This window comes from Paracoccus bogoriensis (assembly GCF_019431455.1).
GTDB classification, from domain to species: domain Bacteria; phylum Pseudomonadota; class Alphaproteobacteria; order Rhodobacterales; family Rhodobacteraceae; genus Paracoccus; species Paracoccus bogoriensis.
In genome coordinates, this window is record NZ_JAHYSR010000040.1 from 1 (window position 1) to 16,753 (window position 16,753).

The 16,753-nt window shown below is 66.1% G+C and carries 16 protein-coding genes, 1 other RNA gene and 2 pseudogenes; 9 read left to right on the forward strand and 10 right to left on the reverse strand.

What is annotated here, in order from left to right:
* Positions 1–155: 155 nt before the first annotated feature.
* Together KY389_RS14560 and KY389_RS14565 are read right to left on the reverse strand one after the other, a co-directional pair.
* Positions 156–1,188 (reverse strand): annotated as a pseudogene (locus KY389_RS14560) (IS110 family RNA-guided transposase).
* 173 nt (positions 1,189–1,361) lie between these two features.
* A pseudogene (locus KY389_RS14565) lies at positions 1,362–1,526 on the reverse strand (transposase); the annotation flags it as partial.
* 322 nt (positions 1,527–1,848) lie between these two features.
* Here KY389_RS14565 and ade point away from each other — a divergent pair.
* Positions 1,849–3,543, forward strand: a complete 1,695-nt coding sequence (gene ade, locus KY389_RS14570) for an adenine deaminase (protein WP_219831701.1) — start codon at positions 1,849–1,851, stop codon at positions 3,541–3,543.
* Between the two features lie 33 nt (positions 3,544–3,576).
* On the opposite strand, the gene KY389_RS14575 is transcribed toward ade, so the two are convergent.
* The gene (locus KY389_RS14575) at positions 3,577–4,164 is read right to left on the reverse strand and encodes a (d)CMP kinase (RefSeq protein WP_219831702.1); all 588 of its coding nucleotides are present in this window, start codon (positions 4,162–4,164) and stop codon (positions 3,577–3,579) included.
* Positions 4,165–4,344: 180 nt separating this feature from the next.
* Here KY389_RS14575 and KY389_RS14580 point away from each other — a divergent pair, with 180 nt between their 5' ends.
* The 3 genes from KY389_RS14580 (at position 4,345) to gndA (ending at position 7,298) form a co-directional block, all read left to right on the forward strand.
* Positions 4,345–5,100, forward strand: a complete 756-nt coding sequence (locus KY389_RS14580) for a helix-turn-helix transcriptional regulator (RefSeq protein WP_219831703.1) — start codon at positions 4,345–4,347, stop codon at positions 5,098–5,100.
* 264 nt (positions 5,101–5,364) lie between these two features.
* Entirely contained in the window at positions 5,365–5,841 is a 477-nt protein-coding gene (locus tag KY389_RS14585) for a PaaI family thioesterase (RefSeq protein WP_246588167.1), read from the forward strand.
* A 56-nt stretch (positions 5,842–5,897) separates the two neighbouring features.
* Complete coding sequence (gndA, locus tag KY389_RS14590) at positions 5,898–7,298, forward strand: NADP-dependent phosphogluconate dehydrogenase (protein ID WP_219831704.1); 1,401 nt, start codon at positions 5,898–5,900, stop codon at positions 7,296–7,298.
* 7 nt (positions 7,299–7,305) lie between these two features.
* Here gndA and KY389_RS14595 read toward each other — a convergent pair whose 3' ends face one another.
* On the reverse strand, positions 7,306–7,809 hold the full coding sequence (locus KY389_RS14595) for a MarR family winged helix-turn-helix transcriptional regulator (RefSeq protein WP_219831705.1): 504 nt from the start codon (positions 7,807–7,809) through the stop codon (positions 7,306–7,308).
* Between the two features lie 217 nt (positions 7,810–8,026).
* Here KY389_RS14595 and ectA point away from each other — a divergent pair, with 217 nt between their 5' ends.
* The 4 genes from ectA to KY389_RS14615 are packed head-to-tail and all read left to right on the forward strand — an operon-like array spanning position 8,027 to position 11,734.
* Positions 8,027–8,575 carry a diaminobutyrate acetyltransferase gene (ectA, locus tag KY389_RS14600; protein ID WP_219831706.1) on the forward strand — a complete coding sequence of 183 codons (549 nt, stop codon included), beginning with the start codon at positions 8,027–8,029 and terminating at the stop codon, positions 8,573–8,575.
* Between the two features lie 42 nt (positions 8,576–8,617).
* Entirely contained in the window at positions 8,618–9,913 is a 1,296-nt protein-coding gene (gene ectB, locus KY389_RS14605) for a diaminobutyrate--2-oxoglutarate transaminase (RefSeq protein WP_219831707.1), read from the forward strand.
* A 4-nt stretch (positions 9,914–9,917) separates the two neighbouring features.
* On the forward strand, positions 9,918–10,310 hold the full coding sequence (locus KY389_RS14610) for an ectoine synthase (RefSeq protein ID WP_219831708.1): 393 nt from the start codon (positions 9,918–9,920) through the stop codon (positions 10,308–10,310).
* A complete protein-coding gene (locus KY389_RS14615; protein WP_219831709.1) occupies positions 10,307–11,734 on the forward strand; it encodes an aspartate kinase in 1,428 nt (475 codons plus the stop codon). The genes KY389_RS14610 and KY389_RS14615 overlap by 4 nt, the downstream gene beginning before the upstream one ends.
* 39 nt (positions 11,735–11,773) lie before the next feature.
* On the opposite strand, the gene KY389_RS14620 is transcribed toward KY389_RS14615, so the two are convergent.
* Together KY389_RS14620 and KY389_RS14625 are read right to left on the reverse strand one after the other, a co-directional pair.
* Positions 11,774–12,454 (reverse strand): fumarylacetoacetate hydrolase family protein, encoded by a 681-nt coding sequence (locus KY389_RS14620; RefSeq protein ID WP_219831710.1) that lies wholly within the window; start codon positions 12,452–12,454, stop codon positions 11,774–11,776.
* Positions 12,451–12,864, reverse strand: a complete 414-nt coding sequence (locus KY389_RS14625; RefSeq protein WP_219831716.1) for a VOC family protein — start codon at positions 12,862–12,864, stop codon at positions 12,451–12,453. The genes KY389_RS14620 and KY389_RS14625 overlap by 4 nt, the downstream gene beginning before the upstream one ends.
* 86 nt (positions 12,865–12,950) lie before the next feature.
* Between KY389_RS14625 and ssrA the strand changes: the two genes are divergently transcribed.
* Positions 12,951–13,305: a transfer-messenger RNA gene (gene ssrA, locus KY389_RS14630) on the forward strand.
* A gap of 61 nt (positions 13,306–13,366) precedes the next feature.
* On the opposite strand, the gene KY389_RS14635 is transcribed toward ssrA, so the two are convergent.
* From KY389_RS14635 to KY389_RS14650, 4 genes are all read right to left on the reverse strand, one after another.
* On the reverse strand, positions 13,367–14,224 hold the full coding sequence (locus KY389_RS14635) for a tyrosine-type recombinase/integrase (RefSeq protein ID WP_219831711.1): 858 nt from the start codon (positions 14,222–14,224) through the stop codon (positions 13,367–13,369).
* 164 nt (positions 14,225–14,388) lie between these two features.
* Complete coding sequence (locus KY389_RS14640; protein ID WP_219831712.1) at positions 14,389–14,637, reverse strand: helix-turn-helix transcriptional regulator; 249 nt, start codon at positions 14,635–14,637, stop codon at positions 14,389–14,391.
* Positions 14,637–14,831 carry a hypothetical protein gene (locus KY389_RS14645; RefSeq protein WP_219831713.1) on the reverse strand — a complete coding sequence of 65 codons (195 nt, stop codon included), beginning with the start codon at positions 14,829–14,831 and terminating at the stop codon, positions 14,637–14,639. The genes KY389_RS14640 and KY389_RS14645 overlap by 1 nt, the downstream gene beginning before the upstream one ends.
* Before the next feature lie 102 nt (positions 14,832–14,933).
* A partial coding sequence (locus KY389_RS14650) for a phage antirepressor KilAC domain-containing protein (protein WP_219831714.1) occupies positions 14,934–16,753 on the reverse strand: 1,820 nt, incomplete at its 5' end.

Below are 16,753 nucleotides of genomic sequence, written 5' to 3' on the forward strand. Positions count from 1 at the left end.
GCTACGGCGCTATGGGAAAGCGCGCGTGCGGCCAGCGGGGCTACCCGTCAGCTACACCACCGGCGGGGAAACGACCCCGTCTCGCCGTCCGTGTGCCATCACCTCACGTTCCGCCTCACCGTCTCTTGGCCGGCCTTGCGGGCCGGCGCGTTCCGTCAGGCCGGGTTGACCCGGTAGCTTTCTCCGCTTCCGATCAGCGCCCAGACCGCTCGCGCCATGCGGTTGGCCAACGCGATAGCGGCGGCCTTTGGCGTTTTCTCAGCAGCATTCGGCGCGGCCGCGTGCGCCACCGGTTCAAGCACGCGGCCAAGCGCTAGTCCTCGCCCTGCTTCCGACCTCGGCGTGCGCTGATCGGGGCCATGGCGCCGAGAAACAGGAGCCGCCGCGATACCGGTTCCCGGCCTTCGAGATCCGGCCCAGCCGTTCCTTGCCACCTGTCGAGTGCGGCTTCGACGGTGCGGGCCGGAACCCGATCCGTCCGAGTGACGGACCGCACGCCAAGCCAGGCCGCGTAATTGCGTGCAGAGCGGAAGGCATCGACCTGCGGCTTGGTCGCCGCCAGCGCGCTGGCGGTCAACGCGCCGATGCCTGGGATGGTGGCGAGCCGCCGCGCCAGCGCATCCTTGGCCTGGCGCGCCTCGATGCGCTTCGTCACCTCGGCGACGGGTGCGGATATCGCGGAGCTGCGCGGCCAGAAGCGCGAGCGCGGGCCGGGCGGCCTCAGGCGCCTCCTCTGCCGTGTTCAGCAGCCGGCCGACGTTCTGGATGCGCTTGGGCACCACGATGCCGAACTCGGCGATGTGCGCGCGGATTGTTCACGGTCTGGGTCGGCTGGCGAACGCGGGTCTTGTGGTCCCCCAGCGCCGCCTGCCGCTCGGCCGATTTCACCGGCACGAAGCGCATGGCCGGCCAGGTGACCGCTTCGCAGATCGCCCCGGCATCCGCCTGATCGGTCTTTTCCCGTTTGACGCAGGTCTTGACCCAGGACGGCGCCATCAGCCGCACCTCATGGCCAAGTGCGCCGCGCTCTCGCACCCGGTGACGCGCCCCTGCACAGGCTTCCATCCCGTTCAGGCAGGGCAACAGGCGGCTGAAGAATACCAGCATCTGCGCCCGCCGCAGCTTTCGCCGCAGGACGACCTGTCCGCCCGCGCCCACGCGTCCTTCGCAATGATCGATCCACCGGATCGATCATTGCCGTTCGGATCCTCAAACACGTTCTTCGCCAGAGCGATGCCGATGGTGACAGGCCGCTCCATGGATGGCTCCCCTCGAGTGGTGACCGCACTGGCACCCGATTTGGCATATCGCGATGCCGCAAGCGGGGCCATCCACACCATCAGTGGCGTTCACCGCTCACTCTGGCTCATCATGGACGCATCCATGCCGCCATATCTGGCGCACCACTTGCAAAACGTCGCGCTGCTGATCCCATGCGCGCGGCACAGCGCGGGCAAAGGCATCCCGCCCTCGGACTGGCGCAGCACGCCCATGATCTGGGCTTCCGTGAAACGGCTCTTCTTCATCGGAAGCTCCTCGTTCATCCTGCCAAGAAAATACACTTCCGCATCCCCTTAGCCATGGGAAGATTACCAAGTCGCTCAGCCATGACGTCCAGAGCCTGGGTTCGGCGCAGCCGATTTCTCAGCACTACCTGTCCCGCAGCAATGACGCCGTGGAGCTGAAATACCGACTTGGCCAGATTGATCCCGAGTGTTGTAATCTTGGTGTGGATGACTCCCGTTCCCTTTGTTGTTCGATGTCAGCATCAGCATGGCGCACCGCGATGCCATCGGGGAAAAGAAGTCATCAACATCACCATGTTTTGCAAACGGACAGGAGAACCGGATGGATGATCTGGAGCGCCGCATCGCCATCGCCCGAGGGGACGCGCCCGCCGATATCGTGCTGCGGGGCGGGCAGGTTCTTGACCTGATCACCGGCACGATGATGCCGGGCGATGTCGCTGTCGCGGGCGACCGGATCGCAGGGATCGGTCGTTATGACGGCGCGCGGGTCATCGACGCGGCGGGCCTGACGCTGGTGCCGGGCTTCATCGACACGCATCTGCATGTCGAAAGCAGCCTGATCACGCCGCATGAATTCGACCGCTGCGTGACGCCGCGCGGCGTGACCACCGCGATCTGCGACCCGCACGAAATTGCGAACGTCGTGGGCCTCGAGGGCATCCGCTGGTTCCAGGCAGCATCGGAATGTCTGCTGATGGATCTGCGTGTGCAGCTTTCCTCATGCGTGCCCTCGACCGGGATGGAAACGGCCGGTGCGCGGATCGAGGCCGCCGATCTGGCAAGGGTGATGGGCCACCCCTCGGCCATCGGTCTGGCCGAATTCATGAACTATCCCGGCGTGATTCACCGCGACCCCGCCGTCATGGCCAAGCTGCGCCTGTTTCAGGGGGGCCATATCGACGGCCATTGCCCGCAGCTGACGGGCCGCGATCTTAACGCCTATATCGCCGCGGGCATCCGCACCGAGCATGAGGCGACGACCGCCGCCGAGGCGCTGGAAAAGCTGCGCAAGGGGATGCGCGTGCTGATCCGCGAAGGCTCGGTCAGCAAGGATCTGGATGCGCTGGCCCCGATCCTGACCGAGACGACCAGCCCCTATCTGTGCCTCTGCACGGATGACCGCAACCCGCTGGACATCGCCGAAGACGGGCATCTGGACCACATGATCCGCCGCCTGATCGCGCTTGGCACATCACCGCTGGCCGCCTATCGCGCCGCATCGCTGTCGGCGGCCGAGGCGTTCGGGCTGAAGGATCGCGGCCTGATCGCGCCGGGACTGCGGGCCGACATCGTGGCGCTGGACGATCTGACGACCTGCCGGGCGCGGCTGGTCCTTGCGGGCGGGCGCGTGGTCGATGACGCGGCCTTTGCTGCCCGCCCCGCGCTTGCGCCCATGGCCCGCGCCTCGGTTCGGGCGCCGAGACTGACGCCGCAGGATTTTCGCGCCACCGGCAACCGCGTCCAGACCCCGGTGATCGGCATCATCGAGGGCAAGATCATCACCGAACACCTGACCATCGACATCCCGCCCGAGGATGGCGACAAGCGACCCGACCCGGTCCGCGACCTCTGCCGCATCGCGGTGATCGAACGGCACGGGCGAAACGGCAACATCGCCACAGGCTTCGTGCGCGGCTTCGGGCTCAAGCGCGGCGCCATCGCCTCGACCGTCTGCCACGATCACCACAACATCGCTGTGGTCGGCGCCGATTACGCCGACATGGCGCTGGCCGCCAACCGCCTGACCCAGATCGAGGGCGGATTCGTCGTGGCCCAGGGCGGACTGATCCTTGCGGAACTGCCCTTGCCCGTCGCGGGGCTGATGAGCCTCGATCCGTTCGAGACCGTCCACCGGAACCTGATCGCCCTGCGCGCCGCGGCAAGAAGCCTGGGAACCCCGCTTCAGGAGCCTTTCCTGCAACTGGCCTTCCTGGCCTTGCCGGTCATTCCCGCGCTGAAGATCACCGATCGCGGCATGGTTGACGTGAACCGGTTCGAGATCATCGCCCCCTGACCCCGTTCAGGCCAGGATGCTGCGGTGGCTTCGTCAACCGGACCGGACCCGCGCAACCTCCGCAATGGCGCGCGCGATGGCTTCATCAATGCTGAGTTCGCTCGTATCCAGCAGGACGGCATCTTCGGCAGGACGCAGGGGCGCGGTCGCACGGGCCATGTCGCGGGCGTCGCGCTCGCGCAGTTCGTCCAGCATCAGGGCGGGATCGGCGCCCAGCTCGGCCGCGCGCCGCGCTGCGCGCACCTCGTCCGAGGCCACGACGTAAAGCTTCAGCGCCGCACCCGGACAGATCACCGTGCCGATATCGCGCCCGTCCAGCACCGCCCCCGGCTCTTGTAACGCGAAACGGCGCTGGAAATCGACCAGCGCGGCGCGCACTTCGGGGATGGCGGCGACGCGGCTTGCGGCCTGCCCGGCATGGGCGCTGCGCAGATCATCGCGCTCGATATCCGCCGGAGTCAGGGCGCGCGCGGCTTCGACCGGATCGCCGCCAAGGACGCCGGTCGCGCGGTAAAGCAGCCCCGTATCCAGGTGGTGAAACCCGAAATGCCGCGCGATCGCCCGTGCGATCGTGCCCTTGCCCGAGGCCGCAGGCCCGTCGATGGCGACTGTGAATGGCATGTCCAAGGCCCTCTGCCCGTGTTGCTGCGCCCGCATCATTGCCATGATGGTCCGGCCACCGTCCAGCAACGCCCGGGGATTTTCTTCATCGCAACCCAAGTTTTCTCTTGGCATGTGCAGAGACCGGACTACCAATGACACTATTGCGATAGATATATTGAAGTCTGAAGTCGAGATTTCATGCCCATCGACAGCTTGCTGAGGATCGCCCGCGCCTCTGACATCGACACGCTCGGCCGCGTCTTTCTTGAGGCGATGGCCGACCAGGGTTTCAAGAACGTCCTTTATACCGCACGCTTCCTGCCGGCCTTGCCCGGGCAAGCGGGAAGCCCCCATGAAGTGCTGATCACGAATATTCCCGAGACGATCCTGCACGCGACCCGGCGTGCGCGGGCCGGTCATTCTGCGCAATGGGCCGATTGGGTTGCGCAGAACGACGGCACGATTTCATTGCGCGATCTGCGCCAGGTCAATCAGGGGGACACGATACGCCCCCCTGATTTCGATCTTGCCCGCCAGCATGGGCTGGAGGCCGCCCGGGTCGTCAGTCTGCGCGGGCAGGTCACGCGCTGGTCGGGCGCGGTTCTGCTGAACCCGCGTTTTGGCGCCACGCAAGAGGAGCTGGACACGACATGGCATGAACGCGGGCGCGCGGCGGTCCTGATCTGCCTTATCGCGCATCTGCGACTGGTCACGATCCCGCGCAACAAAGGCCAGCCGCTATTGACGCCGCGTCAGCGCGAGGTGCTGGAATGGCGGTCGGCCGGCAAGACCGTGAGCGAGATTGCCACGATCCTTGGCGTCACACCCGCCACGGTCGAAAAGCACATGCGTCTGGCCCGCGAGGCGCTTGGCGCGCAGACAACGGCTCAGGCCATCCTGCAGGCCCATGTCGCGCAGGAATTGTTCCAGCGCATGTCGCACGGGCAGCCCTAGCCCCGACCGCGTCCCGATCCGCACAAGAGGTGGGGTTTCCCGGACTTTTCATATGCGCGGCACAGCGGCACATCTTTGATGTTCCGTGAGAGGTGGCACGTCAGTGCCAGGAACCCGGGCCTCGCCTTGCAATGTTGCCTTCGGCGGGGATCGGCCGGGCCCTCGGGTCCGGCGGACTGCCGGTCGGCCATGGCCTGCCGGCAGTTTCGCATTGGGCTGCGCTTTCCGCCTGCGCGGATACGCGCTAGACTGCGCCACTCTGCCATGGAGGCCGCCCTGACCGACCTCATCGCCCCCGAGATCCGCGCCCGCCTGCTGGCCAGCTTTGCGGCCCAGGGGCTGATGGCCCATCTGGGTGCGCGCATCGCCGCCATCGCTCCAGGCTGCGTGACGCTGCATCTGCCCTCTGGCCCGCATCTGACGCAGCAGAACGGCTATTTCCACGCGGGCGGCACTGCGGCGATCGCCGACAGTGCGGGCGGCTATGCGGCCTTCACGCTGTTTCCACCGGGTTTCAACGTGCTGACGGTCGAGTTCAAGCTGAATCTGCTCAGTCCCGCGCAGGGCGATCACCTCGAGGCGACGGGCCGTGTCATCAAGCCGGGCCGCAGGCTGACGATCTGCCAGCTTGACGTCTGGGGCGTCAGTGGCGACGAACGCCGCCATGTGGCCACCGGGCTTCAGACCCTGATCCGCGTGGCCGAGACCCGCGCGGATGCTTCGCGGAACGCGCCCCCGTGACAGCGCACCGTCGTTAGCGTAAACACGCCTGGAACGAAACGCGGGGGATTGCCAGGATGGGAAAGGCGGAAATCGGGCTGATCGGCTTGGGCACGATGGGGGCGGCGCTGGCGCTGAACATCGCCGAAAAGGCCGGCCGGATCGCGGTCTGGAACCGCACGACCGAAGTCACGCACCGCTTTCATGCCGATGCGGGCGATCTGGCCCCGCGCATCATTCCGACGGAAAGCCTGGCCGATCTGGTCGCCTCGATCGAAAGCCCGCGCGCGATCATCCTGATGGTGCCCGCGGGCCAGGCCGTCGATGACCAGATTGCGGCACTTGCGCCGCTGCTGGACTCCCAGGATCTGGTCATCGACGCGGGTAATGCCGATTTCCACGACACGAACCGCCGGGCGGCGGCGGGGCTGCCGTTCCGCTTTCTGGGCATGGGCGTGTCTGGCGGCGAGGAGGGCGCGCGCCATGGTCCCGCAATCATGGGCGGGGGCCGGGCCGAGGACTGGGCGCGCGTCGCCCCGATCATGCAGGCCATCGCCGCCCGCGCCGAGGATGGCACCCCCTGCGCCGCCCGGATGGGCGATGCGGGCGCAGGCCATTTCGTCAAGATGGTCCATAACGGCATCGAATATGCCGATATGCAGATGATCGCCGAGGTTTACGGCCTGATGCGCGACGGGATGGGGCAGGACGCGGCCTCGATATCAGAGGTGTTCGCGCGCTGGAACCGGGGCGTGCTGCAATCCTACCTGATCGAGATTTCTGCCGCCGTGACGGCCGCGCGCGACCCTCTGACCGGTCAGGCCATGCCCGACGTGATCCTGGACCGCGCCGGCCAGAAGGGCACCGGCCGCTGGACCGCGATCGAGGCACAGCATCTCGGCGCCCCGATCCCGGTCATCGAGGCCGCGGTGATGGCTCGCAACCTCTCGGCCCGGCTTCCCGAGCGCCAGGCCGGGCAGGCGCTGTTCGGCGCAGCGCCCGGTCCGGTCTCTATCGCGCCCGAACGGCTGGAACAGGCGCTGATCGCGGGCAAGATCCTCTGCTATGCGCAGGGCTTCGCGATGATCGAGGCCGCCTCGGCCCGCTTCGGCTGGACGCTGGACCTGCCGCAGATCGCGCGCGTCTGGCGGGCGGGCTGCATCATCCGTTCGGCCATGCTGAACGATATGGCCCAGGCCCTGGCCGAGGATCCGTCGCGCAACCTGGTCATGGCGCCCTTCTTCGCGGACCTCTTGCGCCGGGCCGTTCCCGATCTGCGGGCGGTCGTGACGGCGGGGATCGCGGCGGGCCACGGCCTGCCCGCCTTGGCGCAAGGGCTGATCTGGTTCGACATGGCGCGCACCGCACGCGGCACCGCGAACCTGATCCAGGCGCAGCGCGACTTCTTCGGCGCCCACGGCTTTGAACGCCTCGACGGGCAGGACGCCCCGCACGGCCCCTGGGGCCTGAAGGTCTGAGGCAGGATCACCCGCGCGGGCGGCCGATCTCTCCCAGGGTCAGGACGGGCGATGCGTCGATGCCGCTGGCATTCAGCATCGCCGCGACCCGCTCCAGACTGGCGACCAGCATCGCCTGTTCCCAATCCTGCAGGGCCTGAAAGCCCTGCACGAAGTTCTGCTGCAACGCATCGGGAGCCTGGGCCAGAGCCTCGGCCCCGGCCTGGGTCAGCCGGACCAGCAATTGCCGCCGATCCGCGACAGATCGTTCGCGCAGCACATAGCCGCGCGTCTCCAGCTGATCGACCAGGGCCGTCACCGTGGCCTGGCTGACCCCCATCCGCCCCGCCAGCCGCGAGGGCGGCGCCGGCCGGCCCGTCTCGGCCGACAGGATCTGAAGCACGCGCAGCTTGGCCGGGGTCAGCCCGACCGCCTGCGCCAGTTCGCGTTCATATTGTTCGGTCGCGCGCAGGATGCGGCGCAGCGCGATCAGCGCCGCGTCGGTGCGCGCCAAGGGGATGGCGTCACTCATCCCGCCTTGTAGCATCACTTCACCCCACAAAGCAATTCGCCGCGCATTGGCGATTCTTTGCCAATCGAAGCATCCCCAGCCAGCGCAGGCTGCAGAAGCCGTTCGGGTCGCAGAAAACCGGCTGAAAATGCACGGGATCATCCGCCCTTCGGCAGAAGGTTGAAACCAGATCACGCACCAGTTATTTAGTATCACTAAGCAATAGAGGACAGAGCCCATGCCGCGAGACCTGCCGCTTGACGACCGGACCGACCGCATCCTTCGGCTGCGCAAGCCCGAGCCGACGGACGGACCCGCCATCTGGGCGCTGATCCGCGCCTGCAAGCCGCTGGACGAGAATTCGCTTTACTGCAACCTCGTGCAGGCCGAGCATTTCTCGGACACCTGCATCCTGGCCGAGCGCGAGGGCGAGATCCTTGGCTGGATCTCGGGCCATATGATCCCCAACGAGGATGCGCTGTTCATCTGGCAGGTGGCCGTCAGCCCCAAGGCGCGCGGGCTGGGGCTGGGGCGGCGGATGCTGCATGATCTGATCCGGCGCGAGGCCTGCCGCGATGCGCGCCAGCTCCGCACCACCATCACGCGGGATAATCGGGCCAGCTGGGCGCTGTTCCGTAGCCTTGCCCGCCATCTGGGCGGCGAGATCACCGCTCGCCCGCATTACACCCGCACCGAGCATTTCGCTGGGCGGCACGCGACCGAGCATCTGGTCACGATCCCTCTGCCCCCGGCGGCGCGCCGCACAAGCGCCCTGCGCGCCGCCTGAACAATTCCCCTCAGACGCGGCATCGCCGCGAAAGGACATCACATGCCCAAAGACATGACACAGAACACTGACGACACCGATATATTCGCCCGCCGCGAAAGTTCTGCGCGTTCCTATTGCCGCGGCATCCCGGCCCTGTTCACCAGCGCGCAGGGCTCGATCATGCGCGACGCCGAGGGGCGCGAGCATATCGACTTTCTGGCGGGCTGCTCATCGCTCAATTACGGGCATAACGACCCTGACATGAAGGCCGCGCTGATCGAGCATCTGGCCGGGAACGGCATCGCGCACGGCCTTGACCTGCACACCGACGCCAAGGCGCGGTTCCTTGACGCCTTCGAGCGGCACATCCTGACGCCGCGCGGCATGGATCACCGCGTCATGTTCACCGGCCCCACCGGCGCCAACGCCGTCGAGGCCGCCATGAAGATGGCGCGCAAGGTGACGGGGCGCACGAACATCATCGCCTTCACCAACGGCTTTCACGGCGTGACGATGGGCGCGCTGGCCGCGACCGGGAACGGCTATCATCGCGGCGGCGCCAGCATGGATACGCAGGGCGTCACCCGGATGCCCTATGACGGCTATGCCGAAGGCGTGGACAGCGCGGCGCTGCTGGAACAGATGCTGGCAGACCGCTCGGGTGGCATCGACGCCCCCGCCGCCATCATGCTGGAACTGGTGCAGGGCGAGGGCGGGTTGAACGCCGCGTCGTCGGATTTCGTGCGCCGCGTGGCGCAGATTGCGCGCGACCACGGCGCGCTGCTGATCATTGACGACATCCAGGCGGGTTGCGGTCGGACGGGACGCTTCTTCTCGTTCGAGGAAATGGGCGTCACCCCCGACCTGGTGCCGCTGGCCAAGTCGATCTCGGGTTTCGGGCTGCCGCTGGCCATGGTGCTGGTGCGTCCCCAGCATGACGTTTTCGGCCCGGCCGAGCATAACGGCACCTTCCGCGGCAACAACCACGCCTTTGTCACCGCGCGCGTGGCGATCGAGAAGTTCTGGGCCGATGACGCCTTCCAGGCCGATTTGATCCGCCGCGCCGCCCTGATCGAGCGCCGCCTGAGGACCATCGCCGCACTGATCCCCGGCGCCTTTCTGAAGGGCCGCGGGCTGATGCGCGGCGTCGATGTCGGCTCGGGCGAGCTGGCGGGCGCGATCTGCGCGCGCGCCTACGAGGGCGGCCTGATCATCGAGACCTCGGGCAACCAGGATCAGGTGGTCAAGGTTCTGGCCCCCCTGACGACGCCCGACGCGCTGTTCGACAAGGGCTTCGACATCCTTGAGGCCGCGACCCGCGCCACCCTGTCCGAAAACGCCATCGCTGCGGAGTAACGCCATGATCGTTCGCAATTTCCACGACCTGAAGAACACCGACCGCTCGGTTTCCGACAAGCACTGGAACTCGGTCCGGATGCTGCTGGCCGATGACGGGATGGGCTTTTCCTTCCACATTACCACGATCGGCGGCGGGACCGAGCACATGTTCCACTACAAGCACCACTTTGAAAGTGTCTATTGCATCTCGGGGAGGGGCTCGATCGAGGATCTGGCCACGGGCGAGGTGCATCCGATCTCGCCCGGGGTGATGTATGCGCTGGACAAGCACGACAAGCACGTCCTGCGCTGCGAGGAAACGTTGGTCCTGGCCTGCTGCTTCAACCCCCCGGTCACGGGGCGCGAGGTTCACCGCGAGGACGGAAGCTACGCCCCCGCCGAGGAGACCGCATGACCAAGTCCAGCCATACCGTCGAGAAGATCGGAGGCACCACCATGTCGCGCATCCATGCGCTGCGCGATAGCCTGCTGATCCGCGACCCCGAATCGCCCTATGGCCGCGTCTTCGTTGTCTCGGCCTTTGGCGGCATCACGAACCTGCTGCTCGAACACAAGAAATCCGGCGAGCCGGGCGTCCATGCCGCCTTTGCGGGCGGCGAGGGCGATCACGGCTGGCTGGCGGCGCTGGACCGCGTGGCCGAGGCGATGCGCGCGGCTCATGCCGCCGTTCTGGATCACCCCGCCGACCGCGAGCGCGCCGACGCTTTCGTGCGCGACCGGCTGGACGGGGCGCGCAATTGCCTGATCGACCTGAAACGGCTGTGTTCCCATGGTCATTTCCGGCTGTCGGAACACATGCTTCAGATGCGCGAATTGCTGTCCGGTCTGGGCGAGGCGCATTCGGCCTTTGTCACGACATTGATGCTGCAACGCGCGGGAATCGCGGCGCGCTTTGTGGACCTGTCCGGCTGGCGCGATCAGGACGAGATGTCGCTGGACGACCGCATCACCGGCGCCATGGCGGCGGTCGATCCGATGACCGAAATGCCCATCGTCACCGGCTATGCGCAATGCCGCGAAGGGCTGATGCGCGAATTCGACCGGGGCTATTCCGAGGTGACCTTTTCGCGGCTGGCCGCGCTGACCGGCGCGCGCGAGGCGATCATCCACAAGGAGTTTCACCTGTCCTCGGCCGATCCGCGTCTGGTGGGCGAACAGGCGGTCCGCAAGCTGGGGCGCACGAATTACGACGTGGCCGATCAATTGTCCAACCTGGGAATGGAAGCGATCCATCCCAGGGCCGCCAAGACGCTGCGCCAATCCGGCGTGGCGTTGCGCGTGACCAACGCCTTTCAGCCCGACGATCCCGGCACGCTGATCGACGATTGCGCGGCCGAGGCCGCCGCGGTCGAGATCGTGACCGGGCTGGCGCTTTACGCGCTGGAACTGTTCGAGCAGGATATGGTCGGGGTCAAGGGCTACGACGCCGCCATCATCGAGGTGCTGACGCGGCACAATGTCCGCATCGTGTCCAAGGTCTCGAACGCGAATACGATCACGCATTACGTCGATGCCAGTCTTGGGCTTCTGCGCCGCGTGATCCGCGAACTTGAGGAACGCTATCCTTCGGCGCAGGTCGGGCTGCGCGCGGTGGCGATGGTGGCGGCGGTCGGGCGCGATCTGGACGGGCTGCCGGTCCTCAGCCGCGGGCTGAATGCGCTGGCCAAAGCGGGCCTGTCCGCCATCGGCGCCAGCCAGGGACCGCGCCAGGTCGATGTGCAGTTCATCATCGAACGCGAGGCGATGGAGGACGCGATCCGCGCCCTTCACGCCGCGCTGATCGAGACCGACGCACCCGCGATCCGCGCTGCTGCGTGACCATCTGCGCCGCCCTGAACGGGGCGGCGCGCCGTGTCCTCAGACGATGCGGGTGGTCAGCGGGGTCAGACCCTCGATCTCGGCCAGCAGCGTCTGACCCTTGTTGCAGGCGGCCACGCCTGCGGGCGTCCCGGTATAGATCAGGTCGCCCGGTGCCAGCGCGACCAGCCGCGACAGATGCGCTATGATCTGCGGAACCGGCAGGATCATCTGCGCCAGATCGCCTTGCTGACGCACGGCGCCGTCAACTGATAGCCGGATGAAGCCCGCTTCCAGCAGCCCGGCTTCAGCGACCGGATGCAGCATCCCGCAAGCCGCCGAGTGATCGAACCCCTTGGCCATGTCCCAGGGGCGGCCTTTCTCCTTGGCCTCGGCCTGAAGATCGCGGCGGGTGAAGTCGATCCCCGCCGCATGACCCCAGATCAGCGCCGATGCATCCCCGGGCGCGATGTCGCGCCCGCCGCCAGAGAGGGCGACGACCAGTTCGGCCTCGAAATGCAGATCCCGGGTTGCGGGCGGATAGGGCATGTCGGCGTCGCCGGTCAGCACCGCATCGGCGGGTTTGCCGAAAAAGAACGGATCGCCGGGGTCATGGCCCATCTCGCGCGCATGGTCGGCGTAGTTGCGCCCCACGCAGAAGATGCGCCGCACGGGAAACCGCCCGCCGCCGGCGACAGGCACAAAGGGGCGTTCAGGCGCGGAAATGACGAAATCGCTCATGCGGCAAAGACTCCTTGCCAGTTGCGGAAGCCCTTGATCTCGATGGGATTGCCGCTGGGATCGGTGAAGAACATCGTGCGTTGCTCGCCCGGCTCGCCCTGAAACCGGATGACGGGCGGGATGTCGAAGGCGATGCCATGCGCGGCCAGACGGTCGGCCAAAGCCAGCCAATCCTCCAGCGGCAGGACGGCGCCGAAATGAGGCATCATCACACGATGCTCGCCCACATGGCCGGTGCGGTCGGTGGCGAAGGGCTGGCCCAGATGCAGCGAAAGCTGGTGGCCGAAAAAGTCGAAATCGACCCAGGTCGGAGCCGAGCGCCCCTCGGCGCAGCCCAGGATATCGCCGTAAAAGGCGCGCGCCTCGTCGAGATCGGTGACATGGATGGCAAGATGGAACAGTGATCGCATGGAATCCTCCTGCCCCGAGGGATAACGCAGCCGCGTGCCGCACACCATGATTTGCATGTTTGGAATCATTTTCCATGAAATATGTGCCTCTTGCAACGGAGGGCGTGCAGACCTATGTTGAATGTGTCCGGGGAGACCCGGACTATGGACATAAACGCGCTCGTAATAAGCGGATCGGACCCGGGGGCGGTACCCGGCGGCTCCACCAGATGACCTTCGTTGGGGGATAATGGGGCCGAAACAGGATCGACGAACGTCTAAAGGGGTTGCTTTGTCCCGGTGAGCTACCACCGATATCGGTGCAAATTGTACAGTTGCCAACGACAACCGTGCTCCGGTCGCTCTGGCTGCGTAAGCAGCTCGGGTAACCGAAACCTCAAGTCCTTGTGCCTAGCAGCGCAAGGCGGGGCCCGCAGGAGCCTGGCAACAGAATCCTGCATTTCGTCCCCTGACCCAAGGATTTTGCTTCTTTTGGCTAACCGGTTTCCAGTTTTCCGGAATTTTACAGGCTGCGCTCCCGAAAACTCCTTGAAGACCGCTTTGGCCGCCGCTTTCCGATCCCGGTGGCGGCTGTATCGTTCGGCCATTTCGACCGACAGACCGATGGTCGTGCTGTCTGCAAGGCGGTCATTCCGCCCTGCCGAAGTCGGATCATGGCATTGGCGCGCAGGCCGTGCCAGACGCAGGGGCGCAGCTCTGCATGATCCTTGCGCGCCGCCTCAAAGACCTTCCAGTCCTGGTTCGTCGTCACAGGCTTGCCTGCGTTCCTCCCGGTCTCTTGCAGCAGGAAGGGGCCGGGCCGCTTCTCCCATGTTGCCATTTCGCGGGCCAGCTCGGGGAAGATCGGACAGACCGGCTGCACCCCTGTCTTTTTCTGCCTCAATGTCAGGGTGTCGCCGTCAACATCGGTCCAGCCCAGGCGCACCACATCGCTGATCCGCTGGCCGGTGTAGCGCGAAAGGAAGAACGCGCGCCGCAACATGCCGGTCAGGTTCTTCTCGGCAAACGCTAACTGATCGTCAGTCCAAGGTTTGTGTCCATCATCAGACTGGAACACCCCAACGCCGTGCGTCGGATCAGACGCCAGCAGACCACGCGGCCTGCGCGCCGATCCAGTCATCGCCCGAAGCGCAAAGAGGATGTTGTTCGCTCTGCCTGGCTTCTCCGCGCCGATCTTTTCCATAAGGGCCTCCACGTCAGCAGGATGCAGATCTTCGGCAGGCAGGTTGCTCCAGATGCTCCGCACGACCTCCAGGTAGCGGCGGTATCGATCCTGCGTGGAAGGGGCAAGTTTTCGGCGCAGGCCGGGCCATGCGGCCATGTAGGCGTCAATCAGGGCGCCAATGGTATCGGTCGCCACAGGGCGCCCTGCACCTGCCGCAGCGCGGCCCAGAACTCAGGGGAACGGGGGCGTCAGGAAGTTTGACGCGCGGGCCAGCATGATCTGTCCCGCGCCCCGGTTGGAAATAACAGTAATCCTTGCCACGGGATCGGACCCGATGAACGCCCCGTGGCAGGCTGATCTTAGGTGGCATTGCGCAGCGCCTCGATGAAGGGGCTGGCCGCTGCCGCCTGTTGCGCATCAAGGCCCAGATGGGCCTCGACCTCTGCCCAGCACCACCGCACCGAACCTTCGATGCGGCGGGGCTTGGGCAAAAGGCCGCGCGATACATGGCTGTCCACCGTGCTTTCGCTAAAGCAAAGCTCGGCTGCCAGTTCCTCCTTGGAAGGATAGGCCGGGGGACGATCACCATAAACCGCGCGGCGCTTCATCAGGCGGCAACCTCCGTCTCAGGATCGGACAGATGCAGCACCTCGCCCGCGCGATGGCGCTCGATCCGGCGGCCAGCCCATTCGGTGAACTGATCGACCGTGAACCCCTTGCTCGCCAGCGCCGGCAAGGCCACCATGAAGATCATCTGCTCGGTCGCATCCAGCCTGCTGACAAGCCCGGACACTTTCGCCACCCACTCGTTCTCGTTTATTGGCGCATTCCTTTCGCGTTGTTGTGGAAGCCGATGACCAAGCCGCGCTCGTCGCCAATCCAGAGCCAATCAAGGGATGCGCCGTTAACGCTGCGATAATGGAGGAAGCTGGCCGTGAAGGTGTCGCCGCTGTCGCACTCCTCGACCACCTGATCGGCAGGAAAGAGCGGGGCGCCGGTCCATTCGGCAAACAGGGCCAGCCTGTCGCGCACCCCATGCGGAAGGCGTCGGACTGTTGCGGGTTTCGTCAGGGCAGCGTTCATTGCGCGGTCCCCCGATCAGCTTGGCGGTCGGCACGATCAGCTTTGCCAGAGCGGAAAGCCCTTTCGCCGTAATGCGGGCTTGGGTGCCGATCCACTCGCTGCCATCCGGGCGGGTGCCAGTGATCACGCGACGCTCCATCATGCCAGCCGCCAGCCGGTCGGCATAGGCCGTCCACTCCTTGGATCCGTCACGCTTGAAGATCCAGCGATGGTTGCGCAGCCAGTCAAACATGGTTCCCGGCGCAATGCCCAGCGTCTTGGCCGCATCGCTGATGCAGAAGCTGCCCCCCGCCTCGCTCAGGCGCTCATGGGCCTGAACCGTGCCTTGCATGGCCTCGGTCTGCTTGGCCTGTTCCTGCGTGACCTCGATCAGCTGGCTGGCGATCAGGGCAAGCTGGCCGGGATCGCGCACGTCGATAGCGGCGGGGCGCCCCTGCCCTTCCAGCTCAAGCCAACGGTCAATGATCCGCTTGCGCAACACCACATTGTAGCCCGAGACAAGCGTCAGGGTCAGGTCTTTGGGCAGATGAAAGCAGGGATTTGCCTTGCCATTGGCCGCCACGTAGTTGCCAGCAAAACTGCTGGCTACTTCGCCAAGCTGGTCCAGCATCACGCGAATGTCGCGCAGCACGTCGGCGTGGGCCGTGTGGGCAATCTCGACCGTCTGTTCCCGGCTGTTTTCGACCACCTTGCCGATCAGATCGGGCGACAGATCGACTTTGACGCGGGTTGTCCCGCCGCCTGCACCACCACCCCCGCCGCCCAACTTGTAGCCGCTCAACATGCGTTTGGTCTGGTCGGCGGTCCAATAGCGCGCCGGGCCGGTCGCCTCGATCTCCGGGTCGCGTTCACCGACCACGCGCAGGCCGCCACCGTGATGGCCGCCATTGGCAAAGCCGGGGATCGTCGGCGGGGTCAGGATATTGCCAAGGCCGCTTGCGACCGAACCGAAGCCGGGCAGCGCGAACAGCGCAAGCATTATCCGAATGCGGGGAATCTCGGCCAGCAGCCGGATCACCGCTTGCCGCGCATTGTCGGAACCTTGCAGCACGGCACCGAAGATATCCTCCAGCGCATCGGCGCCCCGTTTGGTCTGTTCCTGAATGTCAAGCATCCGGCGTGCGGCGTCCTCGGCTTCCAGGGCTGCGATCCGTTGCCGGGTCTGATCCATCAGCTTGTCAAATTCGCCATCGTCGGCAGTCCCACGCCCTGCACCGCCCGAGGCGCGACCAGACCGCCCAGATCCGCCACGGCTGCCCGACCGGGCGCCATCGGCATCCAGCGCCGCGCGGGCCAGACGCTCGGCCTCCGACCGCGTGATGCTTGCCCCCGCTTCCTCGGCCCGGCGCATCACGGCCTCGACCTCGCGTTGCAGGCGCAGCTGTTCGGCGGTGGCGCTGTTGCGGGCCTGTTCAGTCGCAAGGAAGTCCTGGTTAGCCCGGCGCAGGGCCTCAAGGCTCTGCATGGAAGCGCGTTCCGCCGCCTCACGCTGCGGCATGGCCTCGTCACGCTTGATCGACAGATACGCCTGCCGTCTCGGCCAGGGCGTTGCGCAAGTCCCGTGCAGGGACGACGGGCTGTGGCAGATCCTTCCGTGCAAGAAGCCCAGGCAGGCCGCGATCGCCCTGGCCAACCGCATGG